The following is a 19237-nucleotide window of genomic DNA, read 5'->3' as shown; positions in this document are numbered from 1 at the left end:
AAATCTCATATCTGGTTTCATGCGCAGGGCATGTCTCATAAGCATCTCGGTTGCCTTTTTCTCGCGCGCGACATTAATTCAAGCCCGAGCCAAGTACAAGCCCCCCCAGAGCGTTACTTTCCCGAAAAATTCAGCTTCGTGCGCACGGCTCTCCCTCGTCTGCCCTTTGCACCCTTGCGCAATCGTAACGCGGCACAGAGATGCTCGACAAATCCCCCCGGCCCCCCTTCGTGAAAGCCATGCGACCCTGTGGCCATGCTTCCTGCTGGCAGTGCTCTCCAAGCCCGCAGGGTGATGCATCAACAACAAGGAAGGACCATCCATGTTTGATATTTCTCCGCACTCTGCCTACACAATCCGCAACCATATGCTTTGTGCCAATGAGGCGCCGGTGCCCTTTGAGCGCTCGCCCAATCAGTCGGGTGATTTCGCGCCGCGCGGCATCATTCTGCACGACACGGCCGGCCGGCTTGAAAAGGGCAATGCGGTCAACTGGTTTCTCAAACCCGAGGCAAAGGCATCTGCCCATCTCACCATCGAGCGGGATGGCTCGGTAACCCAGCAAGTGGCCTTCAATCGTCGTGCATGGCATGCAGGCAAGAGCTGCTATAGCGGCGAAGAAGGCGTCAACGCCTTTGCCTTCGGCATCGAGATGGTCAATCTGGGCAGATGCAACAAGCTGCGTGATGGCTCCATTCAGCCGTGGTTCAAGGGCGATTATCGTGATGGCACCGACGGGCTTCACTTTGCCTTTGCTGCCAGTCGCGCCCATGGCAAGGGCTGGTGGCTGGATTATACCGCCGCCCAGATCCGAACGGTGACGGCGATCGCCCAGAGCCTCATTGAAAAATATCAGCTCTCCTTCATAGCGGGCCATTGGGAGATTGCGCCCGGGCGCAAGATCGATCCAAACCCGCTCTTTCCACTTGAGCCCTTGCGCAATGCGCTGCTCGGAGCCAAGGGCGAGCAAGGTGGCCCAATCGTGATTGCTGACGCCAATCTGCGTCGCTGGCCTTCCTATGCGGACAATGTCATTCGCGTGCTTGAGAAAGGAACGCCTCTGACCATCATCCGCTCGGGCCATTACAAGCCGCTGGGCCATGCCGAACTGTGGCATCTGGTAGACGCTGGCGATCAGCAAGGCTGGGTTAACGGCACTCTGATCGATCTGGATTAGAGCGCCTGATTGCAATAAAATGACCACAAACAAAAAAAGAGGCCCCAAATGGAGCCTCTTTTATAATGTCATGTTGGGAGATCTGAGCTCAAACAGCGCGTGGTTGGGCTGCTAGACCCAAATCCGGCTTTCTACTTCCGAGAGCGGTTCGGCATAGCGCAGAATGGCTCGCGCCTGAACGCTGTCTGCATCCATCTGGTTGATCAGAGCCTCAAGACCATCGAATTTCATTTCCTCGCGCAAATAGGAATAGAGCACGACCCGCACGTCTTCATCATAAAGATTGTCGTCGAAGTCAAAGACATGCACCTCGAACACGCGGGGGCCATTGTCAAACATCGGGCGACGGCCAAAGCTGGCGACACCATCATGCTGGGAGCCATCGGAGCGAACAAATTTGACCGCATACACCCCTTCGCGCAGGCGGCTGTTGTCCGGCAGGGTCATGTTGGCCGTCGGATAGCCAAGTTTGCGGCCATTCTTGGCACCGTGGACCACCACGCCAGAAAAGAAATGGCGATAGCCCAGCAGCCTGTTGGCCGGAGCGACCGCGCCGTCTTCCAGTGCCTGCCGGATGCGGGTCGAGGATACGGCATCGCCAGAACGATCGGTTTTCATATCGACGATGGTAACGCCGATGCCCAACGCTTCGCCTTTTTCCTGCAGAAAGTCTGGCGTGCCCGTGCGATCCTTGCCGAAATGGAAGTCATAGCCTGCAATGGCCTTCTTGGCATCAAGCTTGTCGATCAGCATGTCGGTGATGAACAGGTCCGGAGACTGGCTGGCAAAGGCCGCATCAAAGGTCAGAGACACCATGCCATCGAGCCCGAGCGCCCGCGCGATCATCGCTTTTTCCTCGTGGGGGGTGAGGCGAAAGACCGGATAGTTGGGCCGGAACAGGGTGCGCGGGTGAGGTTCAAAGGTCAGCATCACGGCCTTGAGGCCAGAGGCGCGCGCTTCCTTGACGGCATCTTCCAACACGGCCTGATGCCCGCGATGCATGCCATCGAAATTGCCAATCGCAACAACGCCGCCTCTGAGCGAATCCGGCAAAGGCTGCTCAGGATATCGGATGTCAACAAAGGACGCGGCTGGGGTCATCATTTTAAGGCAACTCCTTGTAACCGGCGAAAAGACCGGCAGGGTTGAAAATAGTCGAGCATAGCCAGATGGATATGCGTAAAAGGTTTGGCGGGAGGGTGCCCAACCTCGTGGATGAGGTCAAGATCTCTCGTTAATATAGAGCCCGGACAATCCACATCAAGAGAGTTTCGTGCTTCATGGCATGACCTTCTCTTGTCAGGGCTTCATGACGGAAATGATCTTTACGTCATCGATAGACCGGCTTTGGCAAGGTTTGGCGAGTCACAGCCTGTCCGCCTTGCGTGGCTTGTGGTTGCTGTGCCGCTATGGCTTGGCCTGATACTGTCATTGCACCATGCGCTGCAGAGCCTACGCTGTTCAGCAGAATGGTCGGGTGTGATGTGGGGGTGTAATAGGCAAATCCACTGGCTTTGACATTGTCTCCGGACACCAGCTGCGCCGAATAACGGCAGGAGCCGCGAGACGCACATTTGGTTCGGTCATTCTTGGTGACGGATAGGTCAAAATCAACATGTTTGACACCCGGGGTCGGGATCACTCTGGTTTCCTTGAGTATGCCTGCGCCATCTTGCAGCCCCACCAGCACAACATCGCCATTTGTTGCTGCAAAATCCCACTGCACTTCGCCGGAGACCCCTTCGCTGGACGGCAGCATATCGCCGATCTCATCCATCCCCATTGTTACAGAGCGGCAACCGGCAAGTGCGGTCAGCAGAAACAGGGCGGGCAGGGATGCGGTCTTGAAGTCAATCATGACAACCTCTCAAGGTACGCGTGGAAGGGCAGGCGGATACTCAATCCGAAAGACAAGAGCCAAACCGCAAAGAGAGACACTGTAAAAATGTGCCCGAAAAATCGGTCTGAAATGACCCCGTCGTTGGAAATGCAAAAACAATGCGTGCATGCCCCGTTTTATAACGGGACCGGAGCTGTGACCAGTTCTTTTTCGTCAGTCCGGATCAAAAGCCGCTGCGGGCGTTGCCAGACCCTAAAATGTGGGTGAGTGTCCCTAAAAGGAGTGAGGAGCCAAAATGGGACCGTTATCTGGATGCCAAAACAACGCAGTATGATCTGGCTTTGGCAGCAACAGGCGGGGCACCTAAGGGAAAAGCACCATGAGGCAAGATTCACACTATACTTATGCGAGCGGCGAGGCTAGGGTGCCGGTCCGATCAACAATCCGGTTCGGTGCGGAACGCTTATGGCGCACCGTCAGGCTCTCATTTTAAGCCCCTGTTATGGGACCGAAAATAGGCATGGCGGATCAATGCCCCCAGAGTGGCCTGCAAATCCCGATTTTTGGGGACCGGACCATTTTCATAATTCTGGTGATAGCATGCAAGACCAGCCACCGGTGCTGGATGGACAGAGCCCGATCTCTGACCAAGCCACCGTAAAACAGGGAACGCCTATTTCCTGGCGCGAGGAAATCGCGGCCACGCTGGCGCTCGCCTGGCCGCTTGTTCTGGCGCAGTTGGCGCAATTCTCCCTTCAGATCACCGATGTGATCATGATGGGGTGGCTGGGGCGTGAGGCACTGGCTGCTGGCTCGCTGGCTGCTGCGCTTCTGCATCCGGTTGTCGTCTTCGGTATCGGGGCCCTGTCTGCCGTGAGCCCCATGGTTGCGCAGGCAATTGGCGCGAAGGACTATACCTCTGTGCGCCGCTCTGCCCGTCAGGGCATATGGGTGGCGTTTGTCATCTCGATCCTGATTATGATTTTGCTCTATCAGAGCCAGCATATTTACGCTCTTGGTGGCCAGATGCCCGGCCTGTCCGCCGAGGCCGCCAGATATTTGAATTTTGCTGCCATCGGCGTGTTCCCCTCGCTGGGCTTTGTTGCCCTGCGGTCTCTGGTGACGGCCCATAGCGAAACCCGCATCATTCTGGTGACGACCATCGCGAGCTTCTTTGTCAATTTCGCAGGCAACTACCTGCTGATGTTCGGCAAGTTCGGCTTTCCTGCGCTCGGTCTGGCTGGCGCTGGTATCTCCACCTCTGTTGTGCAGACCTTTGTCTTCATCTTTCTGGCACTCTATGTGGTTTTCAAAAAGAGCTATCGCAAATACGACCTGCTCGCGCGCTTCTGGAAGCCGGACTGGCCACGCTTTTTCGAGCTGTTCCGCATTGGTATTCCCATCGGCCTGATGGTGATGGTGGAAGTGGGGCTGTTTGCTGCCGCTGTGTTCCTCATGGGCTGGATCGGCACCGATGCGCTGGCCGCACATACGGTTGCCGTGCAGCTGGCCTCTCTGGCCTTCATGGTGCCTCTTGGTCTTAGTCAGGCGACAACGGTACGCACCGGACTTGCTTATGGCGCGCGCTGCCTTGAAGGCATCCACCGGGCGGGCTGGGTGTCTGTGCTGATCTCGGCGCTGTTCAACTCGATCAGCTGCGCCAGCTTCTTGCTGTTCCCGCATTTTCTCGTCGGCCTCTATCTGGATCCGACTGTTGCTGCCAACAGCGTGCCCTTCGCGCTGGCTGTTAGCTATCTGGCCTATGCCGGTCTGTTCCAGTTGGTCGATGGTCTTCAGGCCACGATGGCAGGAGCCTTGCGCGGGTTGAGTGACACGAATGTGCCAATGCTGATTGCCATTGTGGGCTATTGGGTTTGCGGCTTGCCTATCTCCTATTTCTGCGGCTTCATTCTGGGCTGGGAAGGCGAGGGGATCTGGTTGGGGCTGGCGTCCGGCCTTGCCATTACGGCTGCATCGCTGACTTATCGCTTCGTTAATCGTGAGCGCTTAGGGCTGGTCAAATTTTCAAACAGAGTGGTTTTGGAGGTTCCAGAACTGAGCTAGAGCAGCGATTTGGCAAACAGGGGAGAAGCAAATGCAGGAACGGTATATCGGTATCCTTCTTTATGAAGGCGTTGAGGTGCTGGACTTTTCGGGGCCCTTCGAGGTCTTTACGACCGCGCGGCGGGTGGCCGAAAAGGATGGTGAGACCTTTGCCTATTCACCCCTGCTTATTGCTTCAAGCTTGCAGCCGGTGCATGCGCGGGCGAACTACAGGGTGTTGCCGGATCACGATTTTGCCTCTCATCCTGCTCTGGACATCCTACTTGTGCCCGGTGGGGTGCATGAGCCGCTGCTTGATGATGATCAACTGCTGGGCTGGGTCAAAACCGAGGCCCCAAAGGTTTCCCTGCTTGCATCGGTTTGCACCGGGGCCTTCATTCTGGCTGAAGCGGGCTGCTGCTCCGGCAAGACAATGACCACCCATTGGGAAGACATTCCCGATTTTCGCGAACGCTACCCTGCCATTGACTGCGCTCGGAATGTACGCTGGGTGGAAGATGGGGCATTGATCAGCTCGGCAGGCATTTCCGCCGGCATCGATATGGCCCTGCAAATGGTGGCGCGTCTTGGCTCTGAGGAACTGGCAAAGAGGACCTCGCGGCAAATGGATTTCGACTGGACGCGCACCGGTCTCTCGATTGCATAGCTTGCCATAATGGCAACGCCTTCAGGCTCGTGCTACCCGTATATGCGAGCGCATAAAAAGAGGCCTGAGTTTCTAAACGACTGGGTCGCAAGAAAACTCAGGCAAGCTTCAGGGAAAACGCTTTCTATCGTGGGCACACTATCCTCCTAGTGGGAGGATGATCAAAAACGCATGTTCGGAAGCCACCGCGCAAAGACGCGGCCAGAAAAAGCTGTAAGAAAGATTTGCTGGATTAATCAGGCCGTCGGCTTCTTGGGCGCCATGACAACGGCCTCCCCGGACATCACGGAAAGGCCATCCACTTCGGCTGCGCAATCAAGCGTAACGCGGCGGCCCTTGTCTTGCAGGTCCTTCACAGTGGCTGTGACCGTCACCGTGTCGCCCGGACGAACCGGTGCCTTGAACTGTAGCGTCTGGGAGACATAGATCGAACCAGGCCCGGGAAGGCGCATACCCAGAATGGCAGAGAGCAGACCGGCGGTGTAGATACCGTGCGCTATGTTGCTGCCAAATCGGCTAGCTGCGCCATGAGCCTTGTCTATATGAATAGGGTTGTGGTCACCGGTCAGATCGGCAAAAGCTGAAATATCACTTTCCGTTACCGTATGGATCAAGCTTTCCTGCTGCCCGATCTGCATATCCTCATAATAGATTGTCCGTGGTGCGACGCCTTCAAGCGGTGCGGTCATTCTTCGTCCTCCCCTGGCCATTTGAGCCATAATCCCCCGGTGGCTCATTTCCCTGTTCATTCCACACACCGTCTGCAGTCACTCTGTCAACACTGTGCCATGGACCTATTCTTGGCCCTTGGTAAAAATCCCTTTTGGAAGAGGTCTACATCCGGCCGCGAAATTTTGCAATGCAGCATAATTGAGCATGTGCAACAAGCGCGCTGACGTCAACACGGCATAGGTCTATTGAGCCAAAGTGGGAGAAAAGAGGGAAAGAGAGACAGTTGGAAGCTGAAGCATTCTCATGCTTGTTACTTTTACCAAGAGCGATGAAGTGCACCTGCCCACCTGTATTGGGGAGCCGTGTCAAGACGCGCAGGCCCAAAGCGGACCTCAGGGCTGTGATCAAACCGGTCTCTTTATGGTTAATCGATATAAAGGTTAGTAAAGGCTGAATAAAATACTGCAGCTAGGTAAATATTGAAGCAAATTTCGATGATTTCCTAACAAAACAGGCTGTTTGTTAGGAATTTGGACTTACCCCGCCTTTTGCCAGTTAACCGCTTTTTTAAACCCTTGAGATAGTCTGCTCACCATGTCAGGGAACTCAGAATTCCCGAGCACAAAAAACCAACAGTCTGAAAAGTCGAAAATTCCGCTGATAAAGGCGGTAATGCAGTGTGAGTTTGGAGTAAACAAATGGCCCTCGATCTTTCTATGCCGGTACTGGTAGTCGATGACTATAAAACCATGATCCGCATCATCAAGAACCTGCTCAAGCAGCTTGGTTTTGAAGATGTAGATGATGCTGCTGATGGAACCGAAGCTCTGGCGAAAATGCAGGATCGCCGTTATGGCCTTGTCATTTCCGACTGGAATATGGAGCCAATGACCGGTTACGAGCTTCTCAAGCAGGTTCGCGCAAGCGATTCCCTGTCCAAGACACCGTTCATCATGGTGACAGCCGAATCCAAGACCGAAAACGTGATTGCAGCCAAGAAGGCCGGTGTAAACAACTACATCGTGAAGCCATTCAACGCCGCAACGCTCAAAACCAAGATTGACGCTGTCTTCGATAGCTAGGTCGATCACTCGCATTGCTATCCTCCCGAAAGGGAAGAGGAATGCAGGATGATGATTGTTTGGTTGGGCCGCAGTGCCGGGCTTCTTGCCCGGCAAGCTCCTCGGCTAGACATTGGGCTTTAAGCAATGAGTGCCAAAAGCCACCCGATTCCCCCTTGAAAATGATGACAGGGGACTTCGCCGCAGGGTTTCTCCCGCGGTCTACGGGAGCGCCTACCGCAAATCTCGCCTCTGACGGGAAATAAAACATATAGGCGCTTTGAGCGATGTGGTTGCAGAAACAATTTGAAATGATAAGGCGATCAAGTCGGTCAAATTTCTGAAATCAGACCCAAGGGGAAGATGAAATGGCAGCAGAAGCAGAACAGCTAAGTGCAGAAAAAGTCGCACAACTCGTTGCTTTTCTAGAAAAGAACAAGGGAGAAGCCGTCTCTCTTAATGACATCATGGCTCTGGCAGAGGTCATGGCGAACAGCCTTGATTCCTATTTGCAAGCCATGGACAAGACCCTGTATGAAGAATTCACGTCCATCGCGACTGAAATTTCATCCATGAAAGATGAAATTGCCGCCTTGCGACCTTCGCAAATGCGTCATGCCGCCATCCCAGATGCCGGGCGCGAACTGGACGCCGTCGTCGAAGCGACGGAAAATGCAACAAACATCATCATGTCCTCCGCTGAAGAAATCATGGGCGCTGATCCAAGCGACTCTGAGGCTTATCAGGCGTTGGTCAATGACAAGGTCATCGAGATTTTCGAGGCTTGTTCCTTCCAGGATATTACGGGCCAGCGTATCTCCAAGGTCGTGCATGCTCTCAATGTGATCGACAAACGGGTCACCACTTTCGTTGAGCGCATGAAAATGACGGATTTGGAGGATGCCAGCTATGACGAAGTTGAATCCGATGAAGATCGTCGCAAACGCGAATTAATCCTTCATGGTCCGCAGCATGCTGGCGAAGGGGTTGAGCAGGACGAGGTGGATGCCATGTTGGCAGATCTGGACTTCAGCAATAAAAAACTGAAGGACGAAGAAGACAGCAGTCAGGACGATATTGACGCCCTGTTCGGCTAGGCAGCCTCGCTTCGCTGGCTATGATTTCAGGTAAGATTTGCAAAGCCGGGCAACAAGCTCGGCTTTTTTCTTTGTGCAAAAGCAGAGATACCATCACATATTTGGGTATGTCGGTCCGCCTCCGCCTTCTGGGGCGGTCATCAGATAGGCCATGCGGGGTTCCCGCATGAGAAGCCTATCGTCAGGAAAGCATGGACCATTACATGTTCGGATAAGTCGGCCCGCCGCCACCTTCCGGTGCGGTCCATGTAATGTTGCCGTTCGGGTCCTTGATGTCACCAGATAAGCCTCGCGAGGCTCGCCCGCGAGATAAGCTTATCGGCAAAAGGAATTGTGACATCCTTACATGTTCGGATAAGTTGGCCCTCCACCGCCTTCCGGTACGGTCCATGTAATGTTGCCGTTCGGGTCCTTGATGTCACCAGATAAGCCTCGCGAGGCTCGCCCGCGAGATAAGCTTATCGGCAAAAGGGATTGTGACATCCTTACATATTGGGGTATGTCGGCCCGCCGCCGCCTTCGGGGACAGTCCATGTAAAGTTGCCGTTCGGGTCCTTGATGTCACCAGATAAGCCTCGCGAGGCTCGCCCGCGAGATAAGCTTATCGGCAAAAGGAATTGTGACATCCTTACATGTTCGGATAAGTTGGCCCTCCACCGCCTTCCGGTACGGTCCATGTAATGTTGCCGTTCGGGTCCTTGATGTCACAAGTCTTGCAATGGACGCAGTTGGCGGCGTTGATGACATAGCTCGGCTCATCGCCGCTTTCATCCCATTCATAAACCGCCGCCGGACAGAAGCGCTGGGAAAGACCGGCATAGACATCATGCTCGGAACTTTTCTGCAGGGCCTCGTCGGCAACCACCAGATGGCAAGGTTGATCTTCCTCGTGGTTGGCACCCGAGAGATAAACCGAACTCAGGCGATCAAAGGTGATAGCGCCATCCGGTTTGGGATAGTCGATTGGTTTGCACTGGGCTGAGGGCAGGGTGGCCTTCGCGTCCGTTTTGCCATGAGCCAGTGTGCCAAAGAATGAGAATCCGAACAGTGTGTTGGTCCACATGTCGAGACCACCAAGGCCGACGCCGAGAAACAGACCCAGTTTGGCCCAAAGTGGCTTGACGTTGCGTACCTTGAACAGATCCTTGCCAATCGGGCCCTTGCGCCAGCTTTCCTCGAAGGTGACAAGCTCGTCATTGGCGCGTCCTTCAATCAAGGCATTAACAACGGCGTTTGCTGCAAATATGCCCGAATCCATGGCATTATGAATGCCCTTGATGCGCGGAACATTGACAAAGCCTGCCGCACATCCGATCAGCGCTCCACCGGGGAAGGTGAGGCGCGGCACGGACTGATAGCCGCCTTCGGCGATACAGCGGGCGCCATAGGAAAGGCGCTTGCCCCCTTCAAACAGTGGCTGGACCGTCGGATGGGTCTTGAAGCGCTGGAATTCTTCAAACGGGGAAAGATACGGGTTCTTGTAGTTGAGATAGACCACAAGACCTACGGCAACCTGATTGTCTTCCATGTGATAGAGGAAGGAGCCGCCGCCTGTGGAGCTGTCCAGTGGCCAGCCGAAGGTGTGTTCGATCAGACCTTCCTGATGCTTGGCCGGATCGACTTCCCATATTTCCTTGATGCCAAGGCCGAACTTCGGCACATCGCAATCCTTGTCCAGCGCATATTTGGCAATCAACTGCTTGGCCAGCGACCCGCGCACGCCTTCGCTGATGAATGTATATTTGCCCAAAAGCTCCATGCCGCGCATGTAAGTGTCCTTGGGCTGGCCATCCTTGCCAAGGCCCATGTCACCGGTGGCGACCCCGCGCAACGCGCCCTTGTCGTCATAGAGCAATTCTGCGGCGGCAAAACCGGGATAGACTTCCACGCCCATCTCTTCGGCCTTTTCGGCCAGCCAGCGGCACAGATTGCCAAGAGAAATGATATAGTTGCCGTGGTTATGCATCAGCGGCGGCATGATGAAGCCGGGAAGCCCGATCGCGCCGGCAGGTCCGAGCAGGCGGAACTTGTCTTTCTTGACAGCCACCTTCACCGGGCAGCTTTCATCTTCTTTCCAGTCGGGGATAAGGCGACTGAGTGCCACCGGATCAATCACCGCGCCGGAAAGAATATGCGCGCCCACTTCCGAGCCCTTTTCCAGAACCACTACCGAAATGTCTTCATTCTTCTCGGCTGCCTGTTGCTTGATGCGAATGGCGGCAGACAGCCCGGCAGGCCCTGCACCAACGATCACCACGTCGAATTCCATGCTTTCGCGTTCAGGAAGTTCGCTCACTTCAGTTCCGTTCGACTCTGTCATGTGAAGGTCCTTTTCATTATACGGTCGAAAGGCTTTCTATCGACACTTATCGCAGTTGGCCCTATAAGGAGTATCATTAGCGGAAAAAGAAGCCCGAATCCAAGTGTTCAATATGCATAACGTGGTGACAACATCTCATGATCTGAAAGCCCTCCTCGACTGGTACGAGGCGATGGGCGTGGATTGTGCTGTTGATGCTGCGCCGCAAGATCGCTTTGCTGAAAGCCTGCGACAGGCCCAAGCGCGCCAGAAAGCGCGACCAGCGCAGGATTCTCAACAAAACCGGCCTTTTTCCCCTCAAAGTCCTACTAATAGATCTACGCCAGCGGGTGCGGGCAATCAATCCCATCCTTCGTCCAATGCTGCATCGCACAATGCTTCGGCCGCCGGAGCGCCGGGGGGATTGCCCACCAATGCACAGGGCGCCGTTGAAAACGCAAGAGCACTGGCGCTGCAGGCCAGCAGTCTGGATCAATTGCGCCAAACACTGGCATCCTTTGAAGGCTGCAGTCTGAAATTCTCCGCGAAAAATCTTGTATTCGGAGATGGCAACCCCAATGCAGACGTCATGTTCATCGGCGAAGCGCCGGGGCGGGACGAGGATTTGCAAGGTGTGCCTTTTGTCGGTCGGGCAGGGCAACTGCTAGACAAGATGATGGCGGCGATCAATATGGATCGCAGCAGCAGTTACATCACCAACATTCTGCCATGGCGTCCACCGGGCAACCGCAAGCCGAGCCTTGATGAACAAAACCTGATGCAGCCCTTCATTCATCGGCATATCGAACTGGTCAATCCCAAGATTTTGGTCTTTCTGGGGGGCACATCTGCCCAGCAATTGCTCGGCAGCAAGGATGGCATCATGCGCCTGCGTGGGCGCTGGCAGACTTATTCTATCGGCGGGCAAGACAAGCCAAAACGCGATATTCCCGCCATGCCCACTTTGCATCCGGCCTTCCTACTGCGCACCCCGGCGCAAAAGCGCGCAGCCTGGCAAGATCTGCTGGAAGTGGTCGCAAAATTGGAATCGCTTCGCTGAGGCATAATTGGTTCGATCTAGATCAGCTTTGTGCGCCTGTCGCTTTTTTAGCAATGGACTCTGTGATAGCATTCCAGAATGTCTCTTGTTATTCGGCTACTGATTGTTTTTGTCGCTTTGGCCATTGTGCAAACGACGGCCCATGCCCAGAGCTGTACGCCGAAGAAAACCTGCACGCAGATGAAAAGCTGCAAAGAAGCGACCTATTTTCTAAAAGTGTGCGGTCACAAAGCGCGAGATAGGGACAGGGATGGGATTCCGTGCGAAAAACTGTGCGGCAAAACCATGAAGCAATATAAAGAGAGATTGGCTGCAGGGAAGTGATTGCGAAGCGCTGCTTTTTGGGCTTCGCACTCCTGTTTTACAATATCAGTGAGCTTGTTTGAAATAGAAAAAGGCCGTGTCGGAACGCTCCGGCACGGCCTTTTTGTTTGTCGTTATGAAATGGCATTACGCCGCAGCGACATCATCGAGGAATTGATTGACCAGCGTCTGCAATTCGTCGGTCTGTTGCAGCATCTCATGGGAAACAGTCAAAACACTCTGGGCCGAGTCCAAGTTGGCGCTTGCAGCTTCTGCCACGCTGCCGATATTTTCGGTAATGTTAGCTGCGCCAGCGGCAGCGCGTTGGACATTCTCACTGATATTCTCCGTTGCGCTGCCCTGTTCTTCGACGGCGGCTGCAATGGTGTTCGAGGTTGAGCCGACTTCGGTCATTGTCTGGGTGATGGCGCGGATGGCTTCAACCGCATCATTGGTTTCAGATTGAATGGCTGAAATCTGCCCTGAGATTTCTTCGGTCGCCTTGCTGGTCTGGTTTGCCAGCTCTTTGACTTCAGCAGCCACAACAGCGAAGCCGCGGCCCGCTTCGCCAGCGCGAGCAGCCTCGATTGTGGCGTTCAGGGCAAGTAGATTGGTCTGCTCGGCAATATTCTGAATCATCGTCACCACTTCGCCAACCTGCTGAGCCGCATTGGCCAGACTGGAGATCTTCTGATCGGCTGCCGTAGCAGTGCTGACGGCCTTCTGGATGACTGTTGAGGAGCTTTCGGTCTGACGGCCGATTTCGTTGATCGAAGCAGTAAGCTGTTCTGCAGCGGCAGCCACAGCCTGAAAATGCTCCTGAGCCTCATTGGAAGACCGTTCCACGGTGTCTGCCTGCGTTGAGGTCTGGGTGGAGTTGGCAGATAGGGTGCTGGCGATTTCTTCCATGCCCTTGGTCTTGTTGGCAACGGCCTGCATGGCATGCTGAGCCAGTTCTCGGAACTGTTCGATGAGCTCTTCCATGCGCTGCTGACGACGCAGTCGTTCTTCCTGTTCTTTCTCGGTGGTCGTTTTCAGACGTTCACGCTCGATTGCATTCTGGCGAAAGACTTCCACAGCTTTCGCAATATCACCAATTTCGTTGCGTAGACCGGCATAAGGAATTTCTGACTGTCTGTCCCCTTCTGCCAGATTGTTCATGGAGCTGATGATATTGCGGATTGGTACGACGATGCTGCGACCAAGGAAGAAGGCCAACAGAATGGTCAGAACAGCAGATCCAAACAGGGTGGAGATGAAGATCAGCGTGACCTGCTTGTCGATCTGGCTCAGTTTGTGCTCTGCCTGTTCGCTGCTTTTGTTAGCCAGCTCGCGAATGGTCGCGAATTTGAACGACATGGTGTTATAGAGCGAGTTCATCTCTGCAGTCATTCTGAAGAGATCATTGTTGGCTGTCTGAATGTTACTGATCGTCTCGGTGTAGCTTGTCACATCCTTGGTAATGGACGCACGCACCTCTGAAGACAACATCGCGGTCGCAAGCGTGTTGTTCATTTCCTTCTGCTTGTCTTTCAGATCGGAAAGGATGTCGGCCGCACCTGTTTTCAGATAGTCCTTTTCCAGATGGCGCATCTCGAGCTGAAGCACCAGCAATTGCTGGCTTCGTGTGTTGCGGATGGTTTTGTCAACATCCGATGCAATCGCGTTCAGCTCACCACGCATTCCGCTATAATCGGAAAAGCCGATTTCCTTGGTCTTTTCTACGATCTTGTGAAAGCTCTTCTGATCGTCTGCCAGTGCCTCTCGCAATTCTCCGACGGATTCGTTGGTCGTGCCGTAGATGTCGACCTCGTTGATCTGGTCGAGCAGGTTGACGGCATCCTCGTAAGCCAGATCGAAGCGGACGGCAAATTTGCGGTCATTTACGGTCTGGAAGGAGCTGGCGTTGCTGCGCATGTTCAGAACCGACAGGTTGACCTGCTGCACAATATCCTTGATGGAATTGGCGACTTCCCCTTCCTTGATGGCTGCAGTACGCATATTCGAACCAACATAGTTGGTCGTACCGAGGATCACGACACCCAGCAAACAAACGACTGTCAGGGCAATGATGCGATGGGAAATTTTCAACGATTGAGAAAATTTGAGAAACCGAGCGGACTTCTTAAACATGGGAACACCGAACTATTGTGAAAATTCGAGAGACGTGGATCGGGTTGCATATTGTCAGAAGGATCTAAAAAAATAATTTACGACACAAATAGGAATATTATAATGTATTCCCGAATTGGGTCATTGTTGGAATATATTTCTTCGTTAGCATTGTGAAAACTACAAATAGTTGTGCTTTGATTTGTTATAGTTGTATTGCGACTTTATTCTATCGCCACAAAAAAATGCAAATTTTATAAAAATTCCGAATTGCCCATGTGCAGCCACCAGTGCGATTTCTTGTCACAGGTCAACTAAAAAAGCGGGCCTCAAAAGACCCGCTTTTCCGAATATGCAATGCAATGTGCCCGCGACTTGGTGTGGGGCCAATTCTAAGCGCGTAATCAGCTCCAGCCGCCACCATAAGTCTTGTAGAAGATATGCAAGCCGATTTTCTTGCGCTTCTTCATGGTGCGCGCCCATTTGGGATGCACATAGGTGGCGTGATAGTGCGTGGAAGAACCAACGGATTTGAGCCAGACCTCTTCATTCACGACTTCATCAGCCAGCTTCTGAGCAAGTTCCCATGCCTTCTTGGAGCGGACACGATCCGGAATGCCATCACAGGCAAAGGAAAACTGGCAGGCATTGCGCTTATGCTGGTTCTGGTAGACCACACCACAGATAGAGTTTGGATAGGCCGGGTTCTTGACCCTGTTCAAGACCACTTGGCCCACAGCGATCTGACCATCTTCCGGCTCGGAGCGACTTTCGAAATAGATTGCATTGGCAAGGCAGGTCTTCTGCTTTTTCGTATAGGACGATTTTGGCAGTTTGTTCGTCACCCAGGCGTGCTCGCCCCGTGCGTCAATCTTGGCTTTCTTGCTGGAGAAGTTGAACCAGCTCGCCCAACGAGATTTCTTCTTGGTCTTTTCTTCCTTGTCATCATCAGCAAGCCTGGCGAGCTTCAACTCGGCGTGGCGCTCGCGGCTGAGAGCCAGAGTTGGAGGAATGTCTTCCTCATCCTTTGAGTCGGCCACCTGCTGTTCTCGCTTTTCGGCTTCTGCAACAATGGGCGAAATATCAAGCGGCTTGCTGACCTTGGCATTCTGGCTGCTGTCATCCGATGAACCGGAGAAGGGAACGCGCACGCGGGGCAGGGCATTGATCGGGGCAATGGAAGCAAGCACAGGTGCCTGAGTGGTTTCTTCTTCAGCTGCTTCGTTCTCGTCCACGGAGTTGAGATCGTCGATGGCATCAAGCACGGTGACTTGATTGTCCTCGCTGATAGCCCCCTTGCGCTGTTCTGTCAGAATGGCTTCAAACGGCGCTTCGGTGCTGTCCCCGGTCGGTGCATAGGCCATGGCAGTCGAGCCTGTAACCATTGGATCGGTGTCCTGCATGGCCGGATCTGCAACGCCATTCTGAGCGACCATGATAGCCGGACCTGTAGAGATGGTCTCCGTCTTCAGGAATTGGTGGGCATCCGCCATCACCAGACGCAAATCGTCAGCTGGCGCAAAAACCAGTTTGGGCAGGGCGTCGTTGCTTTCCTCGGCCATCGGGCTGGCCATATGCCAAACCGAGCCGGACCAGTTCATGGCGATGTCGCGCCGACCATGGGAAACCTTGAAAGGTTCGAATGACCAACGGCGGCGGCGATCCCCCTTGCCGTCATTGTTGACGTTGAAGGTTTCCTCCAAATCGGAATATTTGGCTATTTGATAGGTTTCACGCGTTTTGAGCAGCTTGTCCTTGCCGGAAGGCTCGGACATCTGGATGTAGGTGCCCTTATTAAACTGCCTCGCAGCACTCAACGCCTTAGGAACCGGGGGAATGGTGGGCTGTGTGCTTGCCTTCAGGCGCGCCACAGCCTGCTCCGGAGTGGTTGTCTGGGTGAATATCTCTCCGGTCCAGCCCTGCTCGCGCAGGTCAGCCAGTGAAACGGCTGCAGATCTGTCCTCGTCGAGAGATTGAGTGAAAGAAAGGACCAGACCGGTGCTTATCATCAGACAGGTGGTCAGACCAAGGCTCTTCTGGCCCAGTAGGGATTTCGACATTCTGTCACCAATTACACAACGCAACTATTACACTCTATCGCGTATCCCGGTGATACTCGCAAACGGGACCGCGCACGCAGAACAACCGGCGAACTGACCGGTTCAAGAGAGAATAATGCACCATTAACCTTGAGAGAGCGTTAACGACACGCTCGACGGTAAATAGCCGGTAAAGCGTTATTGAGGCGAAGCTTGGGCAGGAAAATTTTTCTCTAAGCAAATTTGACAATATGACCAATTTGACTACGGGAATGTGTGGAGGACTGGGGCAAATTGCAACGGTTTGCTCCGTAAAAAGCCCAAGACCGTTCTGGTCGCCTATGCACATTTCTGGTTGTGGAGACTGCGTGCTATCAAACGGGTAGCGGACAGAATACCCCTCGGCTGAGCATAAAAAAATGCCCGGAGCCCAATGAAGGGTCCGGGCAAGTAATACCTGTATATCTGCCCTTCCGTTTGGTTCAAACCAGCAAAGAACCGAAAACGTAGGAGGCGAATGTCAGAACAGTCCCCGCAGAATGTCCGCACTACACCTAGAGCCAAATAAGGTGACGCTCTCCTGAGCACACATACAAGCAATCTAAATCTAACTGGAAATGAATATTAAATCACCCCAAAAGTGATGTTTTTCGCTTTTTAATTTATCCAATTTACCAAATGTCCAATAGGAAAAAGTTATGAATAGAAAAATTTTTCATTTGATTTGTATCTTACATCATCAGACGCAAGTGTTCGTAGCGAATAGTTTATTAACAATTGGTCAGTTTTGTTTCATATCAATAATTCTCGATATAGTCCATGTATGGAAGCGTTTCAGGTGAATTGTTGTTAGTGCGTTTTATTTAGTCCTGATTGTATCTGTCAGGCGGCGCTCCAATTCTTTGGTGATGATGTGATCCGCCATGAAAGGACCTCCAGCCTGCCTGATTTCGGAAGCTGGGTTGATCTGGGCCAAGCCTATCTCTCCAAATTTTCTTCTAATGCGATCCAGTAGCCAAACTGTCGCCTGATCTTGGCGAAATGACATGAAATGATCGCTTTCCAGCAAACTGCCACGATGAGCGTCGATTGCCTCTATAAGTTGTTGTAACCCTGTATCGTCCATGGCCGACACCAGCAAGACCGGTACGGACCAGTTCTTGTCCTTGCGCATGGTGAGAGAAAGGGCACCGTCCACATCGGCCTTGGCTCGTCTTGCTAGAACTCCGACATCTGCTTTGGTAACGACTATGATGTCCGGAAGTTCCATGACCCCCGCTTTCATGAATTGCAGGCTATCGCCCGAACCGGGCTGGATGCAGAGCACCACGCTATCGGTGGCAAAGGCGATGTCTGATTCTGATTGCCCAATCCCCACTGTTTCCACAAGCACCCGATCAAACAGGGCTCGCATCAGCACGATGGCAGCTACCGCCTCATGAGAAAGGCCGCCCAGCCGATCGCGTGAAGCCATTGAGCGGACGAATACATCCTTGTCGGTCGGGTCTGTATCCAGACGAGTCCGGTCTCCCAGCAGTGCCCCACGGGAGAAGCGGGAAGAGGGGTCTACAGCAACAACGCCCACGCGCTCGCCTTTTGCCCGCCAATGCCGGATGAGGCTGTTGGTCAATGTGGATTTGCCCACACCCGGCGGGCCGGTGAGCCCTACGACATGGGCCTGTGCATTGCGGGTTGCCTCATCGAGCAGCTGTGCGATGGCTTCATTGCCTTCTTCGGCTTCCAATGCGCTAAGCGCCCGCGCCAATGCACGCTTGCCCCCCTCGCGGATGCCCGAAAGGGAAAGGGAAGATGTCTGGTTCGTCGAGCTGAACAGGTTACGCATGGGGCTCCGTTGATGATTTAGCGTTCCATATCGCTTAGCATACGCACACGATGTCGCCAGACAGACGTTAGACTTAGGCGGGAAGGCTAGGAGAGGCGCAGAGGAGCAGAAAAGAGAGGGCCAGAAAAGAGAGGGCCAGAAAAGGGAAACTAGCAAAGGGAGGCGCTAACAGCGGCTTCAGAAAGAGAGTGCTTCTTAGAAGAGAAACCGCGCGGCTTGCCAGATGAGGCGCGCGCCCCAAAGGGAAAGAATGCTCCCTGAAATGAAATCGACTGCCTGCATAAAGCGGTCCGGCACCCTTTCGCGCACCAGCGCCGTCAATCCGACAAGGATGCACCACCAGAGCGCCGAACCGCAGAAAACTCCGAAGACCAGCCAGAAAGCCGCATCGGGGCCACTCTCGGCTCCCCTGGAAAGACCCGAGATCATGCCGATGAAAGCGATGATGGTCGCCGGGTTGGATAGCGTGAGCAGAAAGGTCGTTGCATAAGCCTTGAGTGGCGCGTGCACGGAAGGGGCCGCAGCCGGATCATGAGGCTGGGCCCCAAAACCGCGCCGAAAGGTTGTCACCCCCAGATAAAGGATCAACAGTCCACCGGCCAGCCGCATCCAGTCACCGTGACTGACCAGCAGGCCCGACACGGCAAGCCCGGTGGCCGCGAGAATACCATATAAACCGTCAGCAGTTGCCGCGCCCATGCCGCTGGCAAGTCCCATCAAACGTCCCTCGCGCAAGGTGCGACGGATGCATAACAGTCCGATCGGGCCAACGGGTGCCGCTATGGCAAGGCCAATCACAATCCCCTGAAGATAAACGCTGCTCATCATGATCATCCGGCTATAAAAAGGCCTCTTTCTGCTGTGCGTCTTGCCACAGAAAGAGGAGTAAATGGGCAAGCTACACCGGATATTTTAGGGATGGAATTCAGCTTTAAGCAATAAATTATTGTCAGTTATTGTGTGAGCAGTAGCTGTGACGGAAATAGAGAATTTTTCCGCAAAAATTGCGGAAATGCCTGTGGAT

At 53.8% G+C, this 19237-nt stretch carries 17 protein-coding genes and 1 pseudogene; 7 read left to right on the top strand and 11 right to left on the bottom strand.

From position 1 onward, the window contains the following. Positions 1 to 322 precede the first annotated feature (322 nt). Positions 323 to 1177, top strand: a complete 855-nt coding sequence (locus ACKPCT_RS11415; protein ID WP_319569253.1) for an N-acetylmuramoyl-L-alanine amidase — start codon at positions 323 to 325, stop codon at positions 1175 to 1177. A gap of 111 nt (positions 1178 to 1288) precedes the next feature. Here the strand turns inward: ACKPCT_RS11415 and ACKPCT_RS11410 are convergent, their stop codons facing one another. Next, a complete protein-coding gene (locus tag ACKPCT_RS11410) occupies positions 1289 to 2281 on the bottom strand; it encodes a bifunctional riboflavin kinase/FAD synthetase (RefSeq protein ID WP_319569252.1) in 993 nt (330 codons plus the stop codon). 226 nt (positions 2282 to 2507) lie between these two features. After that, the gene (locus tag ACKPCT_RS11405) at positions 2508 to 3035 is read right to left on the bottom strand and encodes a hypothetical protein (protein ID WP_319569251.1); all 528 of its coding nucleotides are present in this window, start codon (positions 3033 to 3035) and stop codon (positions 2508 to 2510) included. 582 nt (positions 3036 to 3617) lie between these two features. Between ACKPCT_RS11405 and ACKPCT_RS11400 the strand changes: the two genes are divergently transcribed. Both ACKPCT_RS11400 and ACKPCT_RS11395 read left to right on the top strand, forming a co-directional pair. Continuing rightward, positions 3618 to 5081, top strand: a complete 1464-nt coding sequence (locus tag ACKPCT_RS11400) for an MATE family efflux transporter (RefSeq protein WP_319569250.1) — start codon at positions 3618 to 3620, stop codon at positions 5079 to 5081. 31 nt (positions 5082 to 5112) lie between these two features. Further along, entirely contained in the window at positions 5113 to 5727 is a 615-nt protein-coding gene (locus tag ACKPCT_RS11395) for a DJ-1/PfpI family protein (protein ID WP_090070737.1), read from the top strand. A 236-nt stretch (positions 5728 to 5963) separates the two neighbouring features. Here the strand turns inward: ACKPCT_RS11395 and ACKPCT_RS11390 are convergent, their stop codons facing one another. Then, positions 5964 to 6416 carry a MaoC family dehydratase gene (locus ACKPCT_RS11390; protein WP_319569249.1) on the bottom strand — a complete coding sequence of 151 codons (453 nt, stop codon included), beginning with the start codon at positions 6414 to 6416 and terminating at the stop codon, positions 5964 to 5966. A 681-nt stretch (positions 6417 to 7097) separates the two neighbouring features. On the opposite strand from ACKPCT_RS11390, the gene ACKPCT_RS11385 reads away from it, so the two are divergent. After that, positions 7098 to 7481 (top strand): response regulator, encoded by a 384-nt coding sequence (locus ACKPCT_RS11385; protein ID WP_090070733.1) that lies wholly within the window; start codon positions 7098 to 7100, stop codon positions 7479 to 7481. Between the two features lie 347 nt (positions 7482 to 7828). Beyond that, complete coding sequence (locus ACKPCT_RS11380; protein ID WP_090070731.1) at positions 7829 to 8557, top strand: protein phosphatase CheZ; 729 nt, start codon at positions 7829 to 7831, stop codon at positions 8555 to 8557. Positions 8558 to 8756: 199 nt separating this feature from the next. Here the strand turns inward: ACKPCT_RS11380 and ACKPCT_RS11375 are convergent, their stop codons facing one another. From ACKPCT_RS11375 to ACKPCT_RS11360, 4 genes are read right to left on the bottom strand one after another with little or no spacing between them, the layout of a single operon-like run. Then, positions 8757 to 8897, bottom strand: a complete 141-nt coding sequence (locus ACKPCT_RS11375; protein ID WP_210186689.1) for a 4Fe-4S dicluster domain-containing protein — start codon at positions 8895 to 8897, stop codon at positions 8757 to 8759. A gap of 2 nt (positions 8898 to 8899) precedes the next feature. Continuing rightward, the gene (locus ACKPCT_RS11370; protein ID WP_319569248.1) at positions 8900 to 9040 is read right to left on the bottom strand and encodes a 4Fe-4S dicluster domain-containing protein; all 141 of its coding nucleotides are present in this window, start codon (positions 9038 to 9040) and stop codon (positions 8900 to 8902) included. Positions 9041 to 9042: 2 nt separating this feature from the next. Beyond that, positions 9043 to 9183 (bottom strand): 4Fe-4S dicluster domain-containing protein, encoded by a 141-nt coding sequence (locus tag ACKPCT_RS11365; RefSeq protein ID WP_407652470.1) that lies wholly within the window; start codon positions 9181 to 9183, stop codon positions 9043 to 9045. Between the two features lie 2 nt (positions 9184 to 9185). After that, positions 9186 to 10877, bottom strand: coding sequence for an electron transfer flavoprotein-ubiquinone oxidoreductase (locus ACKPCT_RS11360; RefSeq protein ID WP_319569247.1), 1692 nt, complete (start codon positions 10875 to 10877; stop codon positions 9186 to 9188). A gap of 112 nt (positions 10878 to 10989) precedes the next feature. Here ACKPCT_RS11360 and ACKPCT_RS11355 point away from each other — a divergent pair, with 112 nt between their 5' ends. Next, positions 10990 to 11916, top strand: coding sequence for a uracil-DNA glycosylase (locus ACKPCT_RS11355; RefSeq protein ID WP_090070725.1), 927 nt, complete (start codon positions 10990 to 10992; stop codon positions 11914 to 11916). Positions 11917 to 11994: 78 nt separating this feature from the next. Next, complete coding sequence (locus ACKPCT_RS11350; protein ID WP_090070723.1) at positions 11995 to 12240, top strand: excalibur calcium-binding domain-containing protein; 246 nt, start codon at positions 11995 to 11997, stop codon at positions 12238 to 12240. Positions 12241 to 12366: 126 nt separating this feature from the next. On the opposite strand, the gene ACKPCT_RS11345 is transcribed toward ACKPCT_RS11350, so the two are convergent. The 4 genes and pseudogenes from ACKPCT_RS11345 to ACKPCT_RS11330 all read right to left on the bottom strand — a co-directional run bounded on the left by ACKPCT_RS11345 (position 12367) and on the right by ACKPCT_RS11330 (position 19041). Next, a complete protein-coding gene (locus ACKPCT_RS11345; RefSeq protein WP_319569246.1) occupies positions 12367 to 14352 on the bottom strand; it encodes a methyl-accepting chemotaxis protein in 1986 nt (661 codons plus the stop codon). 383 nt (positions 14353 to 14735) lie between these two features. Beyond that, positions 14736 to 15197: pseudogene (locus tag ACKPCT_RS11340) on the bottom strand (cell wall hydrolase); the annotation flags it as partial. 2032 nt (positions 15198 to 17229) lie between these two features. Further along, positions 17230 to 18213 carry a methylmalonyl Co-A mutase-associated GTPase MeaB gene (gene meaB, locus ACKPCT_RS11335; protein ID WP_319569245.1) on the bottom strand — a complete coding sequence of 328 codons (984 nt, stop codon included), beginning with the start codon at positions 18211 to 18213 and terminating at the stop codon, positions 17230 to 17232. Positions 18214 to 18408: 195 nt separating this feature from the next. Continuing rightward, complete coding sequence (locus ACKPCT_RS11330) at positions 18409 to 19041, bottom strand: LysE/ArgO family amino acid transporter (protein ID WP_319569244.1); 633 nt, start codon at positions 19039 to 19041, stop codon at positions 18409 to 18411. Between the last annotated feature and the right edge of the window lie 196 nt (positions 19042 to 19237).

Source organism: Cohaesibacter marisflavi (assembly GCF_963665895.2).
In the GTDB taxonomy this organism is placed as follows: Bacteria; Pseudomonadota; Alphaproteobacteria; order Rhizobiales; family Cohaesibacteraceae; genus Cohaesibacter; species Cohaesibacter marisflavi.
The sequence above is the reverse complement of the archived record's forward strand: the minus strand, read 5'-3'. Positions and strand labels throughout refer to the sequence as shown.

Excerpts from the sequence above, each read along its gene's own strand:
- ACKPCT_RS11370 (WP_319569248.1), bottom strand. The coding sequence starts at position 9,040 with ATGTCACAATCCCTTTTGCCGATAAGCTTATCTCGCGGGCGAGCCTCG.
- ACKPCT_RS11395 (WP_090070737.1), top strand. The coding sequence starts at position 5,113 with ATGCAGGAACGGTATATCGGTATCCTTCTTTATGAAGGCGTTGAGGTG.
- ACKPCT_RS11355 (WP_090070725.1), top strand. The coding sequence starts at position 10,990 with ATGCATAACGTGGTGACAACATCTCATGATCTGAAAGCCCTCCTCGAC.
- ACKPCT_RS11415 (WP_319569253.1), top strand. The coding sequence starts at position 323 with ATGTTTGATATTTCTCCGCACTCTGCCTACACAATCCGCAACCATATG.
- ACKPCT_RS11345 (WP_319569246.1), bottom strand. The coding sequence starts at position 14,352 with ATGTTTAAGAAGTCCGCTCGGTTTCTCAAATTTTCTCAATCGTTGAAA.
- ACKPCT_RS11400 (WP_319569250.1), top strand. The coding sequence starts at position 3,618 with ATGCAAGACCAGCCACCGGTGCTGGATGGACAGAGCCCGATCTCTGAC.
- ACKPCT_RS11410 (WP_319569252.1), bottom strand. The coding sequence starts at position 2,281 with ATGATGACCCCAGCCGCGTCCTTTGTTGACATCCGATATCCTGAGCAG.
- ACKPCT_RS11360 (WP_319569247.1), bottom strand. The coding sequence starts at position 10,877 with ATGACAGAGTCGAACGGAACTGAAGTGAGCGAACTTCCTGAACGCGAA.
- ACKPCT_RS11330 (WP_319569244.1), bottom strand. The coding sequence starts at position 19,041 with ATGATGAGCAGCGTTTATCTTCAGGGGATTGTGATTGGCCTTGCCATA.
- meaB (WP_319569245.1), bottom strand. The coding sequence starts at position 18,213 with ATGCGTAACCTGTTCAGCTCGACGAACCAGACATCTTCCCTTTCCCTT.
- ACKPCT_RS11390 (WP_319569249.1), bottom strand. The coding sequence starts at position 6,416 with ATGACCGCACCGCTTGAAGGCGTCGCACCACGGACAATCTATTATGAG.
- ACKPCT_RS11375 (WP_210186689.1), bottom strand. The coding sequence starts at position 8,897 with ATGTCACAATTCCTTTTGCCGATAAGCTTATCTCGCGGGCGAGCCTCG.
- ACKPCT_RS11365 (WP_407652470.1), bottom strand. The coding sequence starts at position 9,183 with ATGTCACAATTCCTTTTGCCGATAAGCTTATCTCGCGGGCGAGCCTCG.
- ACKPCT_RS11405 (WP_319569251.1), bottom strand. The coding sequence starts at position 3,035 with ATGATTGACTTCAAGACCGCATCCCTGCCCGCCCTGTTTCTGCTGACC.
- ACKPCT_RS11380 (WP_090070731.1), top strand. The coding sequence starts at position 7,829 with ATGGCAGCAGAAGCAGAACAGCTAAGTGCAGAAAAAGTCGCACAACTC.
- ACKPCT_RS11385 (WP_090070733.1), top strand. The coding sequence starts at position 7,098 with ATGGCCCTCGATCTTTCTATGCCGGTACTGGTAGTCGATGACTATAAA.
- ACKPCT_RS11350 (WP_090070723.1), top strand. The coding sequence starts at position 11,995 with ATGTCTCTTGTTATTCGGCTACTGATTGTTTTTGTCGCTTTGGCCATT.